The sequence below is a fragment of the Serratia sp. A07 genome, from assembly GCF_058725505.1.
Genome location: NZ_JBZXDO010000010.1, coordinates 38,176 through 59,677, shown reverse-complemented (window position 1 = coordinate 59,677; position 21,502 = coordinate 38,176). Strand labels below are relative to the sequence as shown.

Annotated in this window: 20 protein-coding genes; 9 read left to right on the top strand and 11 right to left on the bottom strand. The window is 58.7% G+C overall.

What is annotated here, in order from left to right; all coding sequences use genetic code 11:
• Positions 1–5: 5 nt before the first annotated feature.
• The 4 genes from cgtA to rplU form a co-directional block, all read right to left on the bottom strand.
• The gene (cgtA, locus tag AC4PR2_RS12820; protein ID WP_004933553.1) at positions 6–1,178 is read right to left on the bottom strand and encodes an Obg family GTPase CgtA; all 1,173 of its coding nucleotides are present in this window, start codon (positions 1,176–1,178) and stop codon (positions 6–8) included.
• 16 nt (positions 1,179–1,194) lie between these two features.
• Positions 1,195–2,166, bottom strand: a complete 972-nt coding sequence (locus tag AC4PR2_RS12815) for a DMT family transporter (protein ID WP_055311901.1) — start codon at positions 2,164–2,166, stop codon at positions 1,195–1,197.
• A 105-nt stretch (positions 2,167–2,271) separates the two neighbouring features.
• Positions 2,272–2,529 (bottom strand): 50S ribosomal protein L27, encoded by a 258-nt coding sequence (gene rpmA, locus AC4PR2_RS12810; RefSeq protein WP_004933559.1) that lies wholly within the window; start codon positions 2,527–2,529, stop codon positions 2,272–2,274.
• A gap of 17 nt (positions 2,530–2,546) precedes the next feature.
• A complete protein-coding gene (gene rplU, locus AC4PR2_RS12805; RefSeq protein WP_004933561.1) occupies positions 2,547–2,858 on the bottom strand; it encodes a 50S ribosomal protein L21 in 312 nt (103 codons plus the stop codon).
• Positions 2,859–3,128: 270 nt separating this feature from the next.
• Between rplU and ispB the strand changes: the two genes are divergently transcribed.
• The gene (ispB, locus tag AC4PR2_RS12800; protein ID WP_047729263.1) at positions 3,129–4,100 is read left to right on the top strand and encodes an octaprenyl diphosphate synthase; all 972 of its coding nucleotides are present in this window, start codon (positions 3,129–3,131) and stop codon (positions 4,098–4,100) included.
• Between the two features lie 48 nt (positions 4,101–4,148).
• On the opposite strand, the gene AC4PR2_RS12795 is transcribed toward ispB, so the two are convergent.
• The gene (locus AC4PR2_RS12795) at positions 4,149–4,505 is read right to left on the bottom strand and encodes a DNA-binding protein (protein ID WP_038879765.1); all 357 of its coding nucleotides are present in this window, start codon (positions 4,503–4,505) and stop codon (positions 4,149–4,151) included.
• A gap of 180 nt (positions 4,506–4,685) precedes the next feature.
• Between AC4PR2_RS12795 and AC4PR2_RS12790 the strand changes: the two genes are divergently transcribed.
• Positions 4,686–4,946, top strand: a complete 261-nt coding sequence (locus AC4PR2_RS12790; protein WP_038879152.1) for a helix-turn-helix domain-containing protein — start codon at positions 4,686–4,688, stop codon at positions 4,944–4,946.
• Between the two features lie 66 nt (positions 4,947–5,012).
• On the opposite strand, the gene mdh is transcribed toward AC4PR2_RS12790, so the two are convergent.
• Complete coding sequence (mdh, locus tag AC4PR2_RS12785) at positions 5,013–5,951, bottom strand: malate dehydrogenase (protein WP_004933569.1); 939 nt, start codon at positions 5,949–5,951, stop codon at positions 5,013–5,015.
• Positions 5,952–6,415: 464 nt separating this feature from the next.
• Between mdh and argR the strand changes: the two genes are divergently transcribed.
• The 3 genes from argR (at position 6,416) to yhcN (AC4PR2_RS12770) (ending at position 7,937) form a co-directional block, all read left to right on the top strand.
• A complete protein-coding gene (argR, locus tag AC4PR2_RS12780) occupies positions 6,416–6,886 on the top strand; it encodes a transcriptional regulator ArgR (RefSeq protein WP_004933572.1) in 471 nt (156 codons plus the stop codon).
• A 403-nt stretch (positions 6,887–7,289) separates the two neighbouring features.
• The gene (gene yhcN / locus AC4PR2_RS12775) at positions 7,290–7,553 is read left to right on the top strand and encodes a peroxide/acid stress response protein YhcN (protein ID WP_038879766.1); all 264 of its coding nucleotides are present in this window, start codon (positions 7,290–7,292) and stop codon (positions 7,551–7,553) included.
• 120 nt (positions 7,554–7,673) lie between these two features.
• Entirely contained in the window at positions 7,674–7,937 is a 264-nt protein-coding gene (gene yhcN, locus AC4PR2_RS12770; RefSeq protein ID WP_004933578.1) for a peroxide/acid stress response protein YhcN, read from the top strand.
• Between the two features lie 197 nt (positions 7,938–8,134).
• Here yhcN (AC4PR2_RS12770) and mpl read toward each other — a convergent pair whose 3' ends face one another.
• Positions 8,135–9,514, bottom strand: a complete 1,380-nt coding sequence (gene mpl, locus AC4PR2_RS12765) for a UDP-N-acetylmuramate:L-alanyl-gamma-D-glutamyl-meso-diaminopimelate ligase (protein ID WP_033636810.1) — start codon at positions 9,512–9,514, stop codon at positions 8,135–8,137.
• A 169-nt stretch (positions 9,515–9,683) separates the two neighbouring features.
• Here mpl and fbp point away from each other — a divergent pair, with 169 nt between their 5' ends.
• Positions 9,684–10,688: a class 1 fructose-bisphosphatase gene (fbp, locus tag AC4PR2_RS12760; RefSeq protein ID WP_004933587.1), complete on the top strand. Its 1,005-nt coding sequence runs from the start codon at positions 9,684–9,686 to the stop codon at positions 10,686–10,688.
• 45 nt (positions 10,689–10,733) lie between these two features.
• Here the strand turns inward: fbp and AC4PR2_RS12755 are convergent, their stop codons facing one another.
• The gene (locus AC4PR2_RS12755) at positions 10,734–12,287 is read right to left on the bottom strand and encodes a methyl-accepting chemotaxis protein (protein WP_084826940.1); all 1,554 of its coding nucleotides are present in this window, start codon (positions 12,285–12,287) and stop codon (positions 10,734–10,736) included.
• 260 nt (positions 12,288–12,547) lie between these two features.
• Between AC4PR2_RS12755 and ppa the strand changes: the two genes are divergently transcribed.
• A complete protein-coding gene (ppa, locus tag AC4PR2_RS12750) occupies positions 12,548–13,078 on the top strand; it encodes an inorganic diphosphatase (RefSeq protein WP_004933594.1) in 531 nt (176 codons plus the stop codon).
• 54 nt (positions 13,079–13,132) lie between these two features.
• Here ppa and AC4PR2_RS12745 read toward each other — a convergent pair whose 3' ends face one another.
• The 3 genes from AC4PR2_RS12745 to tamA are packed head-to-tail and all read right to left on the bottom strand — an operon-like array spanning position 13,133 to position 19,016.
• The gene (locus AC4PR2_RS12745; RefSeq protein ID WP_033648686.1) at positions 13,133–13,480 is read right to left on the bottom strand and encodes a gamma-glutamylcyclotransferase family protein; all 348 of its coding nucleotides are present in this window, start codon (positions 13,478–13,480) and stop codon (positions 13,133–13,135) included.
• 2 nt (positions 13,481–13,482) lie between these two features.
• Positions 13,483–17,301: an autotransporter assembly complex protein TamB gene (gene tamB / locus AC4PR2_RS12740; RefSeq protein WP_346420389.1), complete on the bottom strand. Its 3,819-nt coding sequence runs from the start codon at positions 17,299–17,301 to the stop codon at positions 13,483–13,485.
• Positions 17,298–19,016 carry an autotransporter assembly complex protein TamA gene (gene tamA / locus AC4PR2_RS12735; RefSeq protein WP_204275932.1) on the bottom strand — a complete coding sequence of 573 codons (1,719 nt, stop codon included), beginning with the start codon at positions 19,014–19,016 and terminating at the stop codon, positions 17,298–17,300. Before tamA ends, tamB begins: the two co-directional genes overlap by 4 nt.
• A gap of 305 nt (positions 19,017–19,321) precedes the next feature.
• On the opposite strand from tamA, the gene msrA reads away from it, so the two are divergent.
• Together msrA and paeA are read left to right on the top strand one after the other, a co-directional pair.
• Positions 19,322–19,963, top strand: coding sequence for a peptide-methionine (S)-S-oxide reductase MsrA (gene msrA, locus AC4PR2_RS12730; protein WP_043139288.1), 642 nt, complete (start codon positions 19,322–19,324; stop codon positions 19,961–19,963).
• A 180-nt stretch (positions 19,964–20,143) separates the two neighbouring features.
• Complete coding sequence (gene paeA / locus AC4PR2_RS12725) at positions 20,144–21,475, top strand: polyamine export protein PaeA (protein ID WP_049270169.1); 1,332 nt, start codon at positions 20,144–20,146, stop codon at positions 21,473–21,475.
• The last annotated feature ends 27 nt before the right edge of the window (positions 21,476–21,502 follow it).

Genomic DNA, 21,502 nt, shown 5'->3' with positions numbered 1-21,502 from the left:
CCGAATTACTTCTGGTAAATGATTTCGACGCCTTCGTCGTCGTCTTCGTCCCAGTCGTCATCCCAGTCATCTTCTGCTTCGGCTTCCACTTCCGCGATTTGCTCGCGGTGGTAGTCATCCCACATGAATTCGACTTTTTCCGGCGCGCTTTCTTCGATCGCCATCGCTTTCGGCTGGGTGTTGATGAAGTTCATCACGTCCCAGCACAGCGCGTTGACGCCTTCGCGGTTGGCGGCGGAGATCATGTAGTACTTCCCTTCCCAGCCCATGCCTTCCACAATCGCCTTGGCGCGTTCGGCGGCTTCTTCCTCACCAATCACATCAATTTTGTTGAACACCAGCCAGCGTGGCTTCTGCGCCAGATTTTCGCTGTATTGGTTCAACTCGTTGATGATGACTTTGGCGTTTTCCACCGGATCGGATTCGTCGATCGGCGCGATGTCCACCAGGTGCAGCAGCACGCGGCAACGCTCCAGGTGTTTCAGGAAGCGAATGCCCAGGCCCGCGCCTTCGGATGCGCCCTCGATCAGCCCCGGAATGTCGGCGACCACAAAGCTCTGCTCGTGGTCCATACGCACCACGCCCAGGCTCGGCACCAGCGTGGTAAACGGATAGTCGGCCACCTTCGGCTTGGCGGCGGACACCGCGCGGATGAAGGTCGATTTGCCGGCGTTCGGCAGGCCCAGCATGCCTACATCGGCCAGCAGCAACAGTTCCAGCAACAGGTCGCGCGCTTCACCGGCGGTACCCAGCGTCTTCTGACGCGGCGCACGGTTGACCGAAGATTTGAAACGGGTGTTGCCCAAGCCATGCCAGCCGCCCTTGGCGACCATCAGCTTTTGCTCGTGGCGGGTCATGTCGCCGAGGATCTCGCCGGTGCCCTGATCCTTCACGCGCGTGCCGACCGGCACCTTGATGATGACGTCTTTCCCGCGTTTACCGGTACAGTCGCGGCTCTGGCCATTCTGGCCGCGCTCGGCGCGGAAAGACTTCTCAAAACGGTAGTCGATCAGGGTGTTGAGGTTCTCGTCCGCCAGCAGGTAGACGTCGCCGCCGTCGCCGCCGTCACCGCCGTCAGGCCCACCGTTCGGGATATATTTTTCGCGGCGGAAGCTGACGCATCCGTTGCCGCCGTCGCCTGCAACGACCAGAATCGCTGCTTCATCTACAAACTTCATTTACCGTCTCCGTAAATCATTCACCGGGCTGCTTCAAAGGAGCAACCAGGGGGGGTTCTGCCCGTCGCGGCCACCACCGGTGACCAATTGCGGAAAACATGGCGCCCGCCACGACCACAAACGCGCCAACATAGCCGACGACATTCAACGTCGGCGCGGCGAATGCCTGGGGCCAGGCCAACGCCAATAAATCTGAAAACAGCAGGGTAAACAGCGGGGTCAGCGTCACCAACGCGCTCACCTGCGCCGCCTGCCAGCGCGCCATCGCCTCTGCCAACGCACCATAGCCGATCAGCGTGTTGGCGCCGCAAAACAGCAGGCACGCCAATTGCCAGCCGCTAAGCTGGAAAATCACCTCGGGTTTGGCCAGAGGGAACAACGCTATCGCACATAAAGTGTACAACATAACCAGGATCTGCGGCGAAGCCAGCCGGCGCAGCAATACCTTCTGCGCCACGCCGTAGCTCACCCAAACCATCGCCGCACACACGCCCAGCATAACGCCCAGCGTGTAGTCCGTCAGCCGGGTGAAGATCTCTATCAGACTGACGTTGAAAAACAGCATCAGCCCGCCGATCAGCATCAGGGCGCCAATGACCTGGGTGATACGCATGCGTTCTTTTAAAATCAGCACGCTGGCGAACATCATGCCCACCGGCGACAGCTGGCCAATCACCTGCGACGCCGTCGGGCTCAGGTATTGCAGCGAGGAGCTGAAGAACACAAAGTTGCCCAGCAGCCCCGCCGTCGCGATCGCCAACAGCAGCAGCCAGCGCGGCTGGCGGAACATCGTCAGCGGCGGCAGCTTGCCGCGCACCGCGAGGATCGCGCCCAAACCGATGGCGGCCATGGTAAAGCGATACCAAACGACGGTAAACGGCTCCATCACCGTCAACACTTCTTTCATCGCGATCGGCAACGCACCCCAGCAAACCGCCGTGGTTAACGCCAGGGAAATACCAACGCCGACCTGCTGCTTCGTATCCATATCACCTTCGCCAACGCTGACAGGCCAACCCCCAGGCAGCCCATAAATGTAAAAAGCCCCGCAACGAATTGCGGGGCTTACATCTATTTCGTAAGGCTCGAAAAATTATTCAGCTTCGATGCTGATGAATTTACGATTGCTCGGGCCTTTAACTTCGAATTTGACTTTACCGTCTTTCAAAGCAAACAGAGTGTGGTCTTTGCCGCAACCCACGTTGGTACCAGCGTGGAATTTGGTGCCGCGCTGACGAACGATGATGCTGCCTGCCAGTACTGCTTCGCCGCCAAAGCGTTTTACGCCCAGACGTTTAGCTTCTGAATCGCGACCGTTACGAGTCGAGCCGCCAGCCTTTTTGTGTGCCATTAATCCGCTCTCCTAACTTAAGCGCTGATGCCGGTGATTTTAACGTCAGTGAACCACTGACGGTGGCCCTGCTGCTTACGGTGGTGCTTACGACGACGAAACTTAACAATCTTAATTTTCTCGCCACGACCGTGAGCAACGACTTCAGCTTTGATCTTGCCGCCATCGACGAAAGGAACGCCGATTTTGATATCTTCGCCATTAGCGATCATCAGAATCTGGTCAAACTCAACCGCTTCACCAGTTGCGATGTCCAGCTTTTCCAAGCGAACGGTCTGACCTTCGCTTACTCGGTGTTGTTTACCACCACTTTGGAAAACCGCGTACATATAAAACTCCGCTTTCCGCGTGCCCGACTGTGTTAGTTCAGAGCGCGCTATAAATATTCACAATAGGGCGCGAATTCTACGCAAAAAAGCAGCGCATGACAAGAGCAGAATAAGACCAGAAGGAGAAAAAAGAAGAAAAAAAGCGCAGTTTCTTTCGTGGCGTTTATCTGAACCGTTTTTCAAGTACAATCATAGGGACAGTTACCGCCATGTACCGATGTGAGCAGCGATCTCAACGCGGTGAAGAGAAACACAGCTGAAAAAAACACAATGAACCTAGATCAAATTACCGAGTTAACCGCGCAAGATATGGCGGCCGTGAACGCAACAATTCTCGAACAGCTGAATTCCGATGTCACGCTCATCAATCAGCTTGGCTATTACATTATCAGCGGTGGCGGTAAGCGCATCCGGCCGATGATCGCCGTCCTGGCGGCGCGGGCGTTGGGCTATGAAGGCAACAAGCACGTCACCGTTGCCGCCCTGATCGAATTCATTCATACCGCCACGCTGCTGCATGACGACGTCGTCGACGAATCGGACATGCGCCGCGGCAAAGCCACCGCCAACGCGGCGTTCGGCAACGCCGCCAGCGTGCTGGTCGGCGACTTTATCTATACCCGCGCCTTCCAGATGATGACCAGCCTGGAATCCCTGCGCGTGCTGGCGCTGATGTCGGAGGCGGTCAACGTCATCGCCGAAGGCGAAGTGCTGCAGTTGATGAACGTGCACGATCCCGACATCAGCGAAGAAAGCTATATGCGGGTGATCTACAGCAAAACCGCCCGCCTGTTCGAGGCAGCGGCGCAATCATCGGCGATCCTGTCCGGTGCCAGCGCCGAACAAGAGCAGGCGCTGCAAGACTATGGCCGCTACCTCGGCACCGCTTTCCAGCTGATCGACGATCTGCTCGACTACAGCGCCGACGGCAGCACCCTGGGCAAAAACACCGGCGACGATCTGAACGAAGGGAAACCGACCCTGCCGCTGCTGCACGCGATGCACAACGGCGACGACGCGCAGCGTGACATGATCCGCGGTGCGATTGAGCAAGGTAACGGTCGTCATCTGTTGGAGCCGGTACTGCAGGCGATGCAACAATGCGGTTCGCTGGAGTACACCCGCAAACGCGCCGAAGAAGAAGCCGACAAGGCGATCGCCGCGCTGCAGGTCTTGCCGGCATCGGAGCACCGTACGGCGCTGGAGGGCCTGGCCCATCTGGCGGTGCAACGCGACTTTTAAGAAATTAATATTTCTTAAAAACCATCAGGCCCGCGTACGCGGGCCTGCCTAGCTATTGCTCTCTTCGTCGATGCGCGCCAACAGGCCGCCGATCCCTTCCCGCATCAGGAAAGCCACCATTTTCTCGCGCTCGCTCTCCGTCAAATGGTAGTAATACTCGATCCAGACCGCCAACGGATCCTGACGCTCTACGTCATATACCGCCCCGTCCTCCTTCAGCACCAGCAGGTTACGCACGTTTGAAGGCAGGCTGTCGATATGGTACTCCAACGCTTTTCCCTGCACGCCTTTACGCCTGCGGCTGATCCAGCCTTCGCGCCGGGCCATCAGATTAATTCCCTGTGGTGAGGAAGGTAATCCTGCGATGCCTGTCAGTTCCTTGGCGGCAAACCACTCGTTTTTCATGGCCATCATCTCTGGGCAATAGTGGGCAACGTCATTTTTGGAAATTACTTGGGTATTTTTTTGGAAATTTAATGGTATTCTGGTTTCTGAATAAGCGATTCACGTTGTGCAAACGCCTAACCTTGACCCGTTAGTTATACCACTAACGCAACTTTGGCTAATCAGAAAAGGAATGTAAACATGAATTCAAGGAACCCAGATTGGCATCCGGCAGATATCATCGCGGCGCTCCGCAAGCAGGGCACCACGCTGGCGGCAGTGTCGCGCAAGGCCGGATTAAGCTCATCAACGCTGGCCAACGCGCTGTCGCGACCGTGGCCAAAGGGGGAGTGGCTGATCGCCGAAGCGATAGGCATCCACCCTTCGGAGATCTGGCCAAGCCGCTATTACGATCCGCGCAGCGATTGCCTGCTGGATCGCAAGGCACGCATCAAATCGTGAACGCGGGGCAAAAAAAACCGCCGGAACAGCGTCCGGCGGCGTTTATCGGCTGACTATCGGCAACGATCAGTTATTGATGAACTTCTCGCCCAGCTCGATATCTTTGTGCAGCACGTCCAGCATCTCGTTCAGCGCTTTCTGCTCGAAGGCGCTCAGGGTGCCGATATCTTTGCGCTCTTCAACGCCGTTTTTGCCCAGTACCAGCGGCTGTGCGAAGAAGCGAGCGTATTTGCCGTCGCCTTCAACGTAAGCGCATTCCACCACGCCTTTCTCGCCCTGCAGTGCACGCACCAGAGACAGACCGAAACGTGCGGCCGCCTGGCCCATGGACAGCGTTGCAGACCCGCCGCCGGCTTTGGCTTCCACCACTTCGGTGCCGGCGTTCTGAATGCGTTTAGTCAGATCCGCCACTTCCTGATCGGTGAAGCTCACGCCAGGGATCTGCGACAGCAGAGGCAGGATGGTCACGCCAGAGTGGCCGCCGATGACCGGCACGTTCAGCTCTTCCGGCTGTTTGCCTTTCAGCTCGGCCACGAAGGTGTTGGAACGGATGATATCCAGCGAAGTCACGCCGAACAGTTTGTTCTTGTCGTAAACGCCGGCTTTTTTCAGCACTTCCGCCGCGATGGCGACCGTGGTGTTAACCGGGTTGGTGATGATGCCGATGCAGGCTTTCGGGCAGGTTTTCGCCACTTGCTCAATCAGGTTACGCACGATGCCGGCGTTAACGTTGAACAGATCAGAGCGATCCATGCCAGGCTTACGGGCCACGCCGGCGGAAATCAGCACCACGTCCGCACCGTGCAGAGCCGGGGTCGCGTCTTCGCCGCTGAAGCCTTTGATTTTAACTGCGGTTGGGATGTGGCTTAAGTCGACGGCAACGCCTGGGGTAACGGGGGCAATGTCGTAGAGAGAGAGTTCAGAACCTGAAGGAAGCTGGGTTTTGAGTAGAAGGGCGAGGGCCTGGCCGATACCGCCAGCAGCACCGAGAACTGCAACTTTCATCCTATACTCCTTTATTATCTTAAATATATAAAGCGCCGTGAATGTGTTGGTTACGGACCTTAAGTTATTACACCTTTAAAAACAATAAATTAGCCAATTCTTGCCTGCAGGTGTAATAAAACGGCCGCTGTCGCGTCCATTTTAGATTAAATCGCTTACGCATGAAGGGCATAGCGCACATTAATCAAAAATAGTGCGAGGTTATTCACGAGCAAGTTAACCGGCCGTTACATTACACCCTTACGCAACATCAGAACAACATCATTTTAATAACATTTTATTTACCACCGCAGGCCGATTTTCCGTCGTCAAAAGGGCATATTCATCGCTGCCGGATTTTGTTAAAATGCCGTCCTTTCCTCGCCGCCCGGTCATGTTTATTTTCTTTGGGTCGGCCTTTGTTGCATAAAAATTCATCCATATGCATAATCATGACTTCCACTATCAACATTCCACGGTGCAAAATGCGTAATCCCGCAAAACAGGAAGATCTGATCAAGACGTTCAAAGCGTTATTGAAAGAAGAAAAATTCAGTTCTCAAGGCGAGATCGTTTTGGCGCTGCAAGAAGAAGGCTTCGAAAACATTAACCAATCCAAAGTATCGCGCATGCTGACCAAGTTCGGCGCGGTACGTACGCGCAATGCCAAAATGGAAATGGTGTATTGCCTTCCTGCCGAACTCGGCGTGCCGACCACCACCAGCCCATTGAAGAATCTGGTGCTGGACGTCGACCATAACGACGCCGTCGTGGTGATCCACACCAGCCCGGGCGCCGCGCAGCTGATCGCTCGCCTGCTCGACTCATTGGGTAAATCCCAGGGCATCCTCGGCACGATTGCCGGCGACGATACGATTTTCGTCACCCCGTCCAACGGCTTTACCGCTCAGAAACTGCATGAAGCTATTCTGGGCGTGTTCGAGCAAGAGCTGTGAAACCTGGCGCTAACAAAGTGCGGCTGTAGCCCGCACTTTGTTAGCGCTTCTTTAACCCCCGCGTTACCTTCCCTGCCTTCAACCGCGTTTAACACTGCTTTTTTATCCCTCAGCAACACATTTCCATGACATCTCCATGTAACCAGCAGTACCCACTGTGATCTTCCGCACTTTTGGTCAAAAGCACTTACCTCATTGAAATTACATAAATTTAACATCAAAAGATCGTTTTATGAGCGTTTTTTATTCCTTATGGTTATAAAAAATAAGGATCATGAGGTTAAAGTTTCACTAGCAACTGTTAGCGAACTATTAATTTTTCGCGTTACTAGCTGTATACTCATTTTCGTGAACTGAATCACAGTTCGTTGGAACTGATAAAAGAATACGATGAGGTGAGATGATGAAAATTAAAACTACCGTTGCAACCCTGAGCGTTCTGTCCATGCTTTCATTTGGTGCATTCGCAGCACAATCTGTTGACGCGACTCAGGCCGCAAAACTGCAGCCGGCCGGTGTGATCACCGTGAGCGGCGTCGCCGCTGCGCCTTCCGACATTCGCCAGGCGCTGTCCGACAAAGCTGACGCCAAAGGGGCAACCGCTTACCGCGTAATCGAAGCCCGCAATGACGGCAACTTCCACGCGACCGCTGAAATCTACAAATAAGTACCGGCATTACCCGGCAACGGGCAATACATCTCTGGAATCAAACGCTGTCGTAACGGCCTTCAAGAATAAAAATCGCTGCCAAGCCCTTCCAGGCTGTTATGACCAAGGATCGCTATCATGAACATGAAAACTACTGTTGCTGCACTCGGCCTGCTGTCTGTCATCTCCTTCGGCGCTTCTGCCGCCCAATTGGTGACTAACGATCAGACCGCCAACCTGCAATCTATCGGCACCATTACCGTCAGCGGCATCGACGGCGCGCCGACCGACATTCGCCAGGCGTTGTCGGAAAAAGCCGACGCAAAAGGCGCGACCGCCTACCGCGTGATCGAAGCGCGTAATGAAGGCAACTACCACGCCACCGCCGAGATTTACAAATAACAACTCTGGGAACGGCTTTGCAGAGCTGATTACCCTCGTCACTGCCACTGCCGAGTTCTGACGCAAACGCCGATTTCCCAGAGACCCTCTCGTCGTCCTATCCGACGAACCCCGTTGCCCTCGCTCGCGAGGGCTTTTTTATGGGCGCAAAAAAGGCCGCGAATGCGGCCCTTGATGTGACTGATGCGGCTGAGCGATCAGTAGGTGACTTTCGGTTCCTGCTTTTTCGCCAGCGCGTCCAGCAGGCGATCGTGAATGCCGCCGAAGCCGCCGTTGCTCATCACCAGAATGTGATCGCCCGGCTGTGCGGTTTTCACCACCATGTCCACCAGCGTGTCGAGATCCGCGCTCCAGTGCGCCGGCTGCACGCAGGCATCCGCCACTTCCGCCACCTGCCACGGAATGTGGTGCGGCTGGAACAGGAACACTTCGTCGGCGCGGCCGAGCGAAGGTGCCAGATCGTTTTTGCTGATGCCCATTTTCATGGTGTTGGAGCGCGGTTCCAGCACCGCCAGAATGCGCGCCGTGCCACCGACCTTGCCGCGCAGCGCGGCCAGAGTGGCGAGGATCGCCGTCGGGTGGTGTGCGAAGTCGTCGTAAACAGTGACGCCGTTGGCTTCGCCACGCAGTTCCAGACGGCGGCGGGCGTTGATGAAATCGCCCAACGCGCGGCAGGCGTCCGCCGGCTGCACGCCGACATGGCGGGTAGCGGCGATGGCCATCAGGCCGTTATGCATGTTGTGCTCGCCCACCAGCGCCCAGTTCACTTCGCCGACCTGTTCGCCGTCGAGGAACACCGCGTAATGGCTGGCGTCCGGCGTCAGCTTCTGCGCGCGCCAGGTGCCCTCTTCCCCCACCAGCTCCTGCTCGCTCCAGCAGCCCATCGCCATCACCTGCTTCAGGTGGCTGTCGTTGTCCGGCAGGATGATCTTGCCTTTGCCCGGCACCAGACGCACCAGGTGGTGGAACTGTTTCTGGATGGCTTTCAGATCGTCGAAGATATCGGCGTGATCGAACTCCAGGTTATTCATGATCAGCGTGCGCGGGCTGTAGTGCACGAACTTGGAGCGCTTGTCGAAGAACGCGCAGTCATACTCGTCGGCCTCGATCACGAAGAACGGGCTGCCGCCAAGGCGAGCCGAAACGTCGAAGTTGCCGGGCACGCCGCCGATAACGAAGCCGGGCTGGTAGCCGCAGGCCTCGAGGATCCAGGTCGCCATGCCGGCGGTGGTGGTTTTGCCGTGGGTGCCGGCAACCGCCAGTACCCAGCGATCGCGCAATACGGCGTCGTGCAGCCACTGCGGGCCGGAAACGTAAGGAATGCCACGCTCCAGCACCGCCTCCACGCACGGGTTGCCGCGCGTCATGGCGTTGCCGATGATCACCAGATCCGGCGCCGGATCCAGCTGGGCTGGATCATAACCCTGAATAAGATCGATCCCCTGGTTCTCCAGCAGCGTGCTCATCGGCGGATAGACGTTGGCGTCCGAACCGGTGACGTCATGCCCCAGTGAGCGCGCCAGCATCGCCAACCCGCCCATAAAGGTGCCACAGATCCCAAGAATGTGAATGCGCATAGGTTTCTCATGTGAGTGCATCGAATGTCGGCATATTCTAACGCTCAGAATCGTCCAGAAGAAATGGATTTGCCTATGAATGGCGCGCATCTTTGGGCTACACTGCACGCGAAAACGTTGGCGGTTTGTTAACAGGCCGCTATCCATCCGTAGATTCAGGGATTGTGTCATGAAAACGTTAGGCGAATTTATCGTCGAGAAACAGCACGACTTCTCGCACGCCACCGGCGAGCTGACCGCGTTACTTTCTGCAATTAAACTGGGCGCCAAAATCATCCACCGCGACATCAACAAGGCCGGCCTGGTTGATATTCTGGGAACCAGCGGGGTGTCCAACGTACAGGGCGAAGTTCAGATGAAACTGGACCTGTACGCGAACGAAAAACTGAAAGCGGCGTTGAAAGCGCGTGGTGAAGTTGCGGGTATCGCTTCCGAAGAAGAAGATGAAATCGTGATATTCGACGGCGAGCGAGCTGAAAATGCCAAGTATGTCGTTTTGATGGATCCGTTGGACGGTTCGTCCAACATCGATGTCAACGTCTCGGTCGGTACGATTTTCTCTATCTACCGTCGCATCACGCCGGTCGGCACGCCGGTGACCGAAGAAGACTTCCTGCAGCCGGGCAGCGCCCAGGTCGCAGCGGGTTATGTGGTTTACGGTTCGTCCACCATGCTGGTGTACACCACTGGTTACGGCGTCCACGCCTTTACTTATGACCCGTCTCTGGGCGTGTTCTGCCTCTCCCACGAGAAAGTGCGCTTCCCGGCGAGCGGCAACATGTATTCCATCAACGAAGGCAACTACATCAAGTTCCCTCTCGGCGTGAAGAAATACATCAAATACTGCCAGGAGCAGGATGAAGCGACGCAGCGCCCTTACACCTCGCGCTACATCGGTTCTCTGGTGGCGGACTTCCACCGCAACCTGCTGAAAGGCGGCATCTACATCTACCCAAGCACCGCCAGCCACCCGCAAGGTAAGCTGCGCCTGCTGTACGAATGCAACCCGATGGCGTTCCTGGCCGAACAGGCCGGCGGTAAGGCCAGCGACGGCAAAAACCGCATTCTGGACATCACGCCGGTGAAACTGCACCAGCGCGCGCCATTCTTCGTCGGCACCAAGTCGATGGTAGAAGACGCAGAACGCTTCATCGCCGAAAACCCGGACGAGTAACGCGTTCTTTGCAAGGGTTCGGCGCCGCGCCGAACCCTTATCGCCTTACAGCTTGAACGCCGCCATGCTCTGCGCCAGCAGCTGAGCCTGATCTTCCAGCGAGCGCGTCGCCGCCGCCGACTCTTCCACCAGCGCCGCATTCTGCTGCGCCACCTGATCCATCTGCGCCACCGCCAGGTTCACCTGTTCGATGCCGCTGCTTTGTTCCCGCGTCGCCGCCGAGATCTCACGCATCAGCGCCGTGACCCGGCCCACTTCGCCGGTGATGCCGCTCATGGTCTGCGCCGCCGACTCCACCATCTGCTCGCCTTCCTGCACCCGGTTTTGCGACGCTTCGATCAACCCTTTGATCTCTTTCGCCGACTGGGCGCTGCGCTGCGCCAGATTGCGCACTTCGCCGGCCACCACCGCGAAACCGCGGCCCTGTTCGCCGGCACGCGCCGCCTCTACCGCCGCGTTCAGCGCCAGGATATTGGTCTGGAAGGCGATGCCGTCCATCACGCTGATGATGTCGGCGATGCGGCGCGAGCTGTCGGTGATCGCCTGCATCTTGCTCATCACCTGGCTGACCACGTCGCTGCCCTGGTTGGCGATATCGGACACGCTCAGCGCCAGTTGGTTGGCCTGCTCGCAGTTCTCGGCGTTCATTTTCACCGTCGAAGTCAGCTGTTCCATGCTGGCGGCGGTCTCTTCCAGTGAAGCGGCCGATTCTTCGGTGCGCTGCGCCAGATGCAGGTTGCCGGCCGCCAGTTCGCGTGAACCGGTGTCGATCTGGCTGCTGGCGTCACGCACTTTGCTGACCGAACTGGCCAGAGCCTGCTGCATGCGCTGCATCGCCCGCACCAGGCGGCCCATCTCGGTATCGCCCTCACCGCGGATCTCATGGGTCAGATCGCCGCCGGCGATGTGTTCCAGCTGCGCGATGGACTCGTCCAGCGGGCGCAGAATGATCACCCGCAGCGCGAACCAGGCCAGCACCGCCAGCAGCACGCTCAGCAGGCCCGCCACCACGATCAGCGAGATCTTGGTGCTGGCGTTGTTTTCCGCGTCATACACCTGCTGCGCGCCAAGCTTCATCGCGAAGCTGCGGAAATCGGTGAGATCCTTTTCGAACGCGATGCTCAGCGCGGAGATGCGCGTTTCCTGGATGTGATAATACTCATCGATCTTGCCGGCCTTAATGGCGGCGGCCATCGGCTTCACGCCCTGCTCCAGATAGGCACGGTAGCTGTTTTGCAGGCGGTTGGAGAGTTCACGGCCGCGATCGGTCACGGTGCCGACGCCGACAAAGCGCGCCATTTCCTTGTTCGACTGCTCGAGGTAACCGTAGATGCGGCCCACGGTGGCGTCGGAGACATCGACCTGGCCGATCTCCCGTTGGCGCACCGCCAGCGAAGCGGCGGTTCGGGCGCGCAGCGTCAGGTTGGAGCTGTTGGCCAGCGAGCCCAGCTCTTCGCCGAGGATCTGGTTTAAGGTATGGATCGAGCGCGATCCTTCGTTAATCGCGTTGACGCCAATAACGCTGACCATGATCAGCAGCATGGTCATCAGGCTCAGCAGGGCGATCAGCCCAGCCTTCACCGTAATCTTTTTTAGCATGAGTTCTTCCCGGCTTCAGAATAGTGAGATCAGACGTAGTAGGGGTGGCAAAACGCGGAGCCAGCTTTGCTGGCTCATTATTGTTTGTTGAAGTTATCGGCAGGCGAAGGCAAAACTTCATGCCGCGGCGGGATTAATCTGGAAATTCTCCGTGCGCCGGCACGCTGGGTTTTCAACGATGAAAAGGGCAGGAAATCGCAAAAGAGTCCGCTATAATAGCCGCCACTCCATTTCTGGTTTGATGATTAAAGGAAACCGACATGAGCTTGAATCTGGTCCCTGCTGGCAAAGACCTGCCGGAAGACATCTACGTAGTAATCGAAATCCCGGCCAACGCCGATCCAATCAAATACGAAATCGACAAAGAAACCGGCGCGCTGTTCGTTGACCGTTTCATGTCCACCGCGATGTTCTACCCGTGCAACTACGGCTACATCAACCACACCCTGTCTCTGGACGGTGACCCGGTTGACGTGCTGGTCCCAACCCCATACCCGCTGCAGCCGGGCTCCGTGATCCGCTGCCGTCCGGTTGGCGTGCTGAAGATGACCGACGAAGCCGGTGAAGACGCCAAGCTGGTTGCGGTACCGCACAGCAAGCTGACCAAAGAGTACGATCACGTGAAAGACGTGAACGACCTGCCGGAACTGCTGAAAGCCCAGATCGCTCACTTCTTCGAGCACTACAAAGATCTGGAAAAAGGCAAATGGGTGAAAGTGGAAGGCTGGGCAGACGCTGCCGCAGCTAAAGCGGAAATCATCGCCTCCTTCGAACGCGCTGCCAAGAAGTAATGCCAGCCGCCGTCCGATGAAAAAACACCGCTCATTGAGCGGTGTTTTTTTTTCTTACTGTTCGTCGAGACGCTTCAGCCAGTCGCCGCTGGTAATCCGCGGGTACCCGTCCACGCTGTGTTTGTACAGGTAGATCCACGCACTCCCATAAGGCGTCTGAATCAGCTCGCGCTTATAGTCCTTGGTGTTGCTTTTCAGTTCGTCCAGCTCTGCCAGAATCGATGAGTTAATACGATACACCTCGCAATGTATCGTGCCCTCTCCAGGGATCGCCGCCGGGTAATGGCCCAGATTATAAATCTGATAGCCTTCGAGCTCGTGCTCGCCGAGCCATTGGGCGTTGGTCATCCAATGGCTGTTTCCCTGTTTGCGCCGTAAACTGCCGTAGACAATTATTCGCATCGCTAAAACTCAAACTGATAGAGCAAATCTAATGCCTGGTCGAGACCAGACACCGCTTCAAGATACAACTTAGGCATCAGGCGATAACGCAACGTCAGCGTGGCCAGCGAGTCGAAAATGCCCACCCCATATTTTACTTGTAAGCCTGGGAGGACATAGCCGCTCACGACAACCTGGGAATTGTCGCCAACCCCCTGAGTGTCCAGAGCCAAATTACTCACGCCGAATGCCTCGCCGATTTTACCCACAAGTTGACCACTTTGTGCAACCCCCATGCCGATTAACATCGAGGTCATGGCGTTGCCGTCGGCGCCGGAGCTGCTCAAGCCCTGGCCGCGCAGCAGATAAGACAAGGCTTCCTGCTGCGATTTGGCCGGATCGGAGAACACTTCCAGCTTCGGCGCATCCGCCAGGCCGGTCACGCGCACGCCGGCGGTCACATCGTCCTCGGTGGATTCCGGGTTGCGGATCGCCTCGATATTCAGCAGCGGCTGATCCGGCGGGCCGGAGAACATCAGCTGCCCTTTACGCACGATCAAATCCTGACCATAAGCATGGAATCGGCCGGAAGGGATGTCAATCTGGCCGTTGAGGCCCAGCCCTTTCTTGTCCTGCACCACCTTCAGATCGCCCTTCAAGCGGGCTTTCAGGCCAAAGGCGTCCAGCCGCACGTCGTTGCCGACGTGGATCATCAGATTGCTGTTGATCGGGATCGACGCGGTCTTCGGTTGAATCGGCTTCAGCTGGTCGTCCAGCATCACCTCGTCGGAAGAGACGCCCACCGCGCTTTCCGGCAGCTCCTGCACCGTGATGCGCGCCCAGGGAATGTCGACCTTGCCGTTGAGCGAGAACAGCTGCGGCGTGGCTTCAAACACCAGATCCGGCGACACGTCGATGCGGATCATCGGCGGCACCGTCACCCGCAGCTTGTCGCCCTTGGCGGCAATGCGCGCACGCCAGGCGTTGATATCGCGCCAGTCGGCATCGCCCGCCAGATTCAGCTGGCCGCGCGTGGTGCTGAGCAACCCTTCCAGCGTCGAGGTCATGCCGTTGAAATTCACCGCCAGCCGCGCGTCGGTCATGTCGAACGGCATCCAGTGCCCCTGCACCTTCGCCCGATCCAACGCCAGGCGCCCGAACACCAGCGGCTTCTGCGCGCTGCCGCCCAGGCGCAGGTTGGCGTTCAGCATGCCCGCCGCGCTTTCGCCCTTCATCAGCGCCGGGTTGATCAGCGCCAGCGAGATGTTGGTGATATTGACGTTGCCACTGATGGTGCGCCGCACCTGCGGATCCGCCACCTGGATATTGCCGTCGAACTGGCCGTTGTTGGTCAGTTTGATCCGCCAGTCGGCCTGCGCGCGGCCGTTGTTCAAGCCGGCGTTGAGGGCCAGCGTATCGAAGGCGACCGGCAGCGCGTTGCCCTGCACCTGCTGCACCACCTTGACGCCGTTGCCGGCCAGCGTGACTTTCGCCTCCGGCAGCGCGCCGCCCGGCTTCCAGCTGACGTCGGCCCGGCCGGTGAACACGCCGCTCAGGGCGGTGTCCGGGCCGAGGAACGGCTTGATCATCGCCAGGTCGAACCGGTTGAGCACCACACTGGCCTGGCCGCTCTGGCCGGCTTCAATGGTCTTAGGCACGCACAGCTCGGCGTTCGGGTTCTGCCAACAGTGCGGCCCGACGCTGATTTTCTGCTCGGTGTTCAGGTAGTCCAGCGCGATGGCGCGCGTCAGGCGCCATTCCCCGACCGGCGTATCGAAACGGGTGTTGTTCAGATTGCCGCGCCAGCGCTGCTGCTGACGATCGAAGCTGCCCTGCAGCGCCAGCTGGCCGGAGACCGGCTTGCCGTCAATCTTCAGCTGCAGCTGGTGCTGCTTCTCGCTGCCTTTGGCGTCGAGGGTCAGCAGGCTGACCTCCAGCGCATCCTGCTTCAGCTGTTCGACGCGTACCGCCAGCTGCCCCTGGATCTGATCCGTGGAGCGCACGTCGCCATCGATCTTCACGCGGTTGATGCGCAGCGCCTGCCACTGCAAGCCGGAAGCGGTCAAATCCGCCAGCAGCTGCGGCGCCTGCAGATTGCCGCGCAGCTTCAGCAGCCCTTTGGCGGTGCCGCCCAAGCCCGGCAGCGCGCCGTCCAGACGCGGCGCGTCGATGTTGGCGTCCAGGTTCCAGCTCTTCTCGTCCAGCTGCCCTTTGACGTTCAGTTGGTTACGCCCCAGCGCCAGATCGATGCCGGGGATTTTCCACTGCCCGGCGGCGTTGCCGCTCAGCGTACCGCGCGCCGTGACCTTGTTCTGCTTCACGTTGCCGTCCAGCTGCAATACCGGCACCTGCAGCTGCCAGCTGCCGCCGTGCAGGCTGCCGCGCGTGGTGATCTTGCCATCCAGCTTCGCCGGCCATTCCGGCCACTGCTTGGCGGTATTGATGCCGCTCAGCGTCAATTGCGAGGTCCAGCTGATGGCTTTGCTCCAGTCCACCAGCGCGGTAAGATCGGTATTGCCCTGCAGCGCCGCCAGGCGCAGGCGCTCCAGCTTGAACTGCTCGACGTTGCCTTTGCCGTCCAGCGTCAGCACCGCCGGCGGCAAGTCCTGGCCTTTCAGATTGGCGCGCGTCGACAGCGCGTAGTCGGTCGCCTTGCCGTTAAAGCGCAGGCGGAAGTCATTGACCTGATACTGCGCCTCGCCGCTCAGCGGCCATTTCAGCTGCTTGCTCTGCAACGTCAGCGCCAGCGGCAGGCCGGCTTCGGCCAGCCGGGTTTGCACATCGAGCTGGGCGCCGACCGGGCCGGACAGGTTCAGCGCCACCTTCAGCTCGTCACGCAACCCACCGCCGATGTTCAGCTTCACCTTCTCGCCCTTCAGCGGTTCGATATTCAGCGCGCTGTTGGCGGTCAGGGCCACCGGCCAGTCGCCGGTCAGGGTTGCCTGCCCCTGCACTGACAGCGTGCCCTGAGGCGACTTCACGTCGAAGTTGTCCAGTTGGATATGCTGATCCTGCGTGCTGGCCTGCAGTAACAGGCTCGTGATTAGCACGTCGGTATCGCCGGTCAAGCGCAGCTGCTCGCCGCTGATCTCTTTGACGGTGATATCCAACGGCAGGCGGATGTCCGGCAGATCCGGCAACAGCGGTTTGGCGAACAGTTCTTTCAGCGTTTCGCCCAGCGGCTTCTCTTCCGGCTGAGGTGCCGGCTTCGCCGCGTCGGTAACTTGCTCGCCGACCTTTTTCGCCACCTCGACCGCCGGCTGCACCGCTTCCGGCAACGGGTTTTGCGGCGTTTTCGGCAAGGCGATCAGCAGCGAGCCGATCTTGGTCGGCATCAGCGTCAGCGCGCGCTCTTGCCACTGCGCGCCGGTGCGGAACTCGGCCAGAGAGATGGCGGTGTCGTCGACGGTGACCTTGACGTTGTTAAACGCCAACAGGCGCAGCGTGATAGGGTAAGGCGTACTGAGATTGGTGGTCGGCTCACTGCTCTCCTCCACCGGCGCGGAAGGCGCCATCGCTTTGGTGTTCACCGCCACGTCCACATCCTGGGCGGTCAAGGCATTGACGCACAGCGAGCTGCGTTTAAAGCAGGACAGGTCAAGGGAGAGATGGAACTGCCCGGCGTTGACCGTCACGCCCGGCATCTGATATTTCACGCCCTTCAGCGTCAGATCGCGCCAGCCGCCGCTGACGCCGGCGATCTCCAGCCCCGGCACCCAGCGCGCCGCGCCGTTGATGACCATATGCAAACCGGTGGTGGTGCCTATCAGGAAGGCCAGCCCGCCGATCAGCAACAGCAGAACGACCAGAAATCCGAGACAAATCTTTTTAACCAGGCTCATAGTTCAGGCCCCAAACCGATGTAGAACTGCATCCCGTGGGTGTCCTTGTCTCCCACAGGCGCGGCGATATCCAGCTTCACCGGCCCCACCGGCGACTGCCAGCGCACGCCTACGCCGGCGCCGGTCTTGAAGTTGCTTTTCTTGATATCGTTCACCGCTTCACCGGAGTCGACGAACATCGCCCCCCACCATTTGCCGGTCACGTTGTACTGGTACTCCAGCGAGCCGGTCAGCATCTTGGAGGCGCCGGTCAGCTTGCCGTCGCCATCGCGCGGCGAAATGTCTTTGTACTTGTAGCCGCGAATGCTGCGGTCACCGCCGGCGAAGAAGCGCAGATCCGGCGGCACCTTGTCGAAGTCGTTGGTTTCGATCCAGCCCACCTGGCCGCGCGCCACGAAACGGTGCTTGTCGGCCAGTGTGCGGATCCACACGTTCTGCGCCTGCATCAGCGCGAAGTCCACGCCGGAACCCCAGGTGGTGTCGGACACGTCGATAGAGTAGCGCTGGCTGTCGCCCCAGGTCGGCATCAGGCCGCCGCGCGAGCGGGTGCGGTTGAAGCTGACGCCGGGATACAGCAGCATGGTGGTGTTGCTGACGTTACCCTGGGTAAAGTTATCCCAGCGCCAGGTCAGGTTGATCGCCCGCTGCCAGCCGCTGGAGAGATCCCAGTTGCGCGAGGCCACCACTTTGGAGGTGACGGACTTGGTGTCGTTAAGATTGACGTTCTTGAGGCCGCCCTGCAGCAGGTAATACTGCTCCAGCGGGTTCTTCAGCAGCGGGATCTTGTAGGTCAGATCCAGTTGCTGCTCCGGCGCCGATACGCTGGCGCTGGTTTCCAGGCTATGCCCGCGATCGTTGAGCCAGGGCTTTTTCCAGGTGCCTTTCACCCGCGGGCCGACGTCGGTGGAGTAACCGATACCGGTTTCGACGGTGTTGCGCGTGCGCGGCGTCACCAGCGCGTCCAACGGCAAAATCTTGTTCTCTTTGGCATCGTTGAAATCAGGGGATACCACCACCGAGTTGAACCAGTTGGTGGCGGACAAACGGCGGTTCAGCTCGGCCAAATCCTCCGAACTGTAGTAATCCCCCTGATGAAAGGGCACCAGATTTTGCAGATAGTCTTCGCGGATTTGCGAGCCGGTGAATTTTACCTTGCCGAAGCGGTAACGCTCGCCGCTGTTGAAATCGATATCCCAAAACGCCTTGTGCAGATCTTCGGCCACGCCGAGCTGGCTTTTGGTCATGTCGGCATCGAAGTAGCCTTTGCGCAGCGCCAGGCCGGTGAGAGAGCCTTTGAAACTGTCATACTTGCCGTGGTTGAGGATCTCGCCGATGGTCGGCCGGTCCTTCTTTACCAGCGCCAGGTAGTCCTCATCGGTCTTCGCGCCGCCTTCCAGCACGATGTTGGCGCCGGCGATACGCACCGGTTCGCCCGGATTGACCTTGGCATGCAGCACCGGGCGCGACATCCCCGGCCGATCGTCCAGCGTAAATTCGATGGTCGGCTGATAATAGCCGAGCGCGCGCAGCCCCTGGCGCACCGCCTCATCCACCCGTGCGCGGAAGCGACCGTCGGTGCCGACCTCTTCAGGCGTGATCGACGACAGGCGCACCCGAACGTTTTTTTCCAACTCTCCGCTTAACCCTTCCACCTGCAACCGCACGTTCGCCGCGTAGGCTGCAGGTGCCGCAAGCAACACAGCTATCAAGCACATGACCGGGTACTTTGGCACGTGTTCTCCTTATTGATTTTACTTTCCTGTTATGGTGTTCGCTCCGGGGCCAGGGCAGACTCCGCGCTATCATGACGGCAGCCCTCTTCAGCCTTGTTCCGGACGCCGCCCGCCGCGCTTTGCCACCGCCGCGCAACAGGCGAATTCTTCACTTTTGGCGCTCAAAATACTGCGTTAAGCTTATACATAAACCCAACTTGCCACTTATTGTGGGCAAAGACGCGGTGAGATACAACCGAACCGCTCCCATGTAGGGTCAATTCTTACTGTGACAACAGGAGTCAACCGTGGTGCCATTTTTTGATAAATCACAAACCGTCGATAAGGCAAGCGCGCTGCCTGGCCGCACCACGCCAATGCCTGTCGCAACGCTCAACGTGGTCACCGAACACTCGATGACCCAGGTGCCGGCAGGCATGGAAGTGGCGATCTTCGCCATGGGCTGTTTCTGGGGCGTTGAGCGCCTGTTCTGGCAGCAGCCGGGCGTCTACAGCACCGCCGCCGGCTACAGCGGCGGCTACACGCCGAACCCGACCTACCGCGAAGTGTGCAGCGGCCAGACCGGCCACGCCGAAGTGGTACGCGTGGTGTTCGATCCGCAGGTCGTCAGCTACAAACAGCTGCTGCAGGTATTCTGGGAAAATCACGATCCGGCGCAGGGCATGCGCCAGGGCGGCGACGTCGGCACCCAGTACCGCTCGGCGATTTACACGCTGAGCCCGGAGCAGCAGGCCGAGGCGGAAAGCAGCCTGCAGCGCTTCCAGCAGGCGATGGACGCGGCGGGCGACAAGCGTGTCATCACTACCGAGATCGCGCCGGCGCTGCCGTTCTATTACGCGGAGGACGATCATCAGCAGTACCTGTTCAAGAATCCGGAAGGCTACTGCGGGCTGGGTGGCATCGGCGTTTGCCTGCCGCCGCAGGGCTGATCCGATGCCGGCCGGCGGCACTTTTTTAACCGCTGGCGGCCCCTGTGGGGCAACTGCTATACTATGCGGGCCGCTTCTGCGGCCCGATAGCTTCCCTTCTGGTTGTTATCGCTGCTTTTTTTACTATGTACTACCCTTCCTCAAGAGCGCCGGCATCCCGTCGGCACGTATGGATAGATTATGTTAAACAGTATTTTACTGATTCTTTTTCTGATCGCGGTGAGTGCGTTCTTCTCACTGTCGGAAATCTCTCTGGCCGCCTCGCGCAAGATCAAACTGAAGCTGATGGCGGACGAAGGCAACATCAACGCCGCCAGAGTGCTTAAACTGCAAGAAACCCCAGGCATCTTCTTCACCGTGGTGCAGATCGGCCTGAACGCCGTGGCCATCCTCGGCGGTATCGTCGGCGATGCGGCGTTTTCTCCCACTTTCAAGGTGTTGTTCGATCGTTTCCTGTCGCCCGAACTGGCGGAACAGGTCAGCTTCATCTGCTCCTTCGTGCTGGTGACCAGCCTGTTTATCCTGTTCGCCGATTTGACCCCGAAGCGCATCGGTATGATTGCACCAGAGACGGTCGCCGTCCGGATCATCAACCCGATGCGTTTCTCCATCATGATCTTCCGCCCGCTGGTGTGGTTCTTCAACGGCATGGCCAACCTGATCTTCCGCATGTTCAAGCTGCCGATGGTGCGTAAGGACGATATCACCTCCGACGACATCTACGCAGTGGTGGAAGCCGGTGCCCTGGCGGGCGTGCTGCGCAAGCAGGAACATGAGCTGATTGAAAACGTGTTCGAACTGGAATCGCGCACCGTGCCGTCTTCGATGACCTCGCGTGAAAGCGTGGTGTACTTCGACCTGCGCGAAAGCGAAGAGAGCATCAAGGAGAAGGTCTCGACCCATCCGCACTCCAAGTTCCTGGTGTGCGACGGCCATATCGATCAGGTGGTCGGCTACGTCGATTCCAAAGACCTGCTGAACCGCGTGCTGGGCAACCAGAGCCTGGTGCTGAGCAGCGGCGTGCAGATCCGTTCGGCGCTGATCGTGCCCGATACGCTGACGCTGTCCGAAGCGTTGGAAAGCTTCAAGACCGCCGGCGAAGACTTCGCGGTGATCCTCAATGAATATGCGTTGGTGGTGGGCATCATCACCCTTAACGACGTGATGACCACGCTGATGGGCGATCTGGTTGGCCAAGGCCAGGAAGAGCAGATCGTGGCGCGCGACGAAAGCTCATGGCTGATTGAAGGCGGCACGCCGATCGACGACGTGATGCGCGTGCTGGACATCGACGAGTTCCCGCAGGCGGGCAACTACGAGACCATCGGCGGCTTTATGATGTATATGCTGCGCAAGATCCCGAAACGCACCGACTTCGTCAAATACGCCGGCTACAAGTTCGAAGTGGTGGATATCGACAGCTACAAGATAGACCAGCTGCTGGTCACCCGGCTGAGCGACAAACCGGCGGCGGTACTGCCGAAAGCCCCGGAAGACACCCCGGCGGCTTGACGCCAGCCGGCAAAAACATCAGCGGCC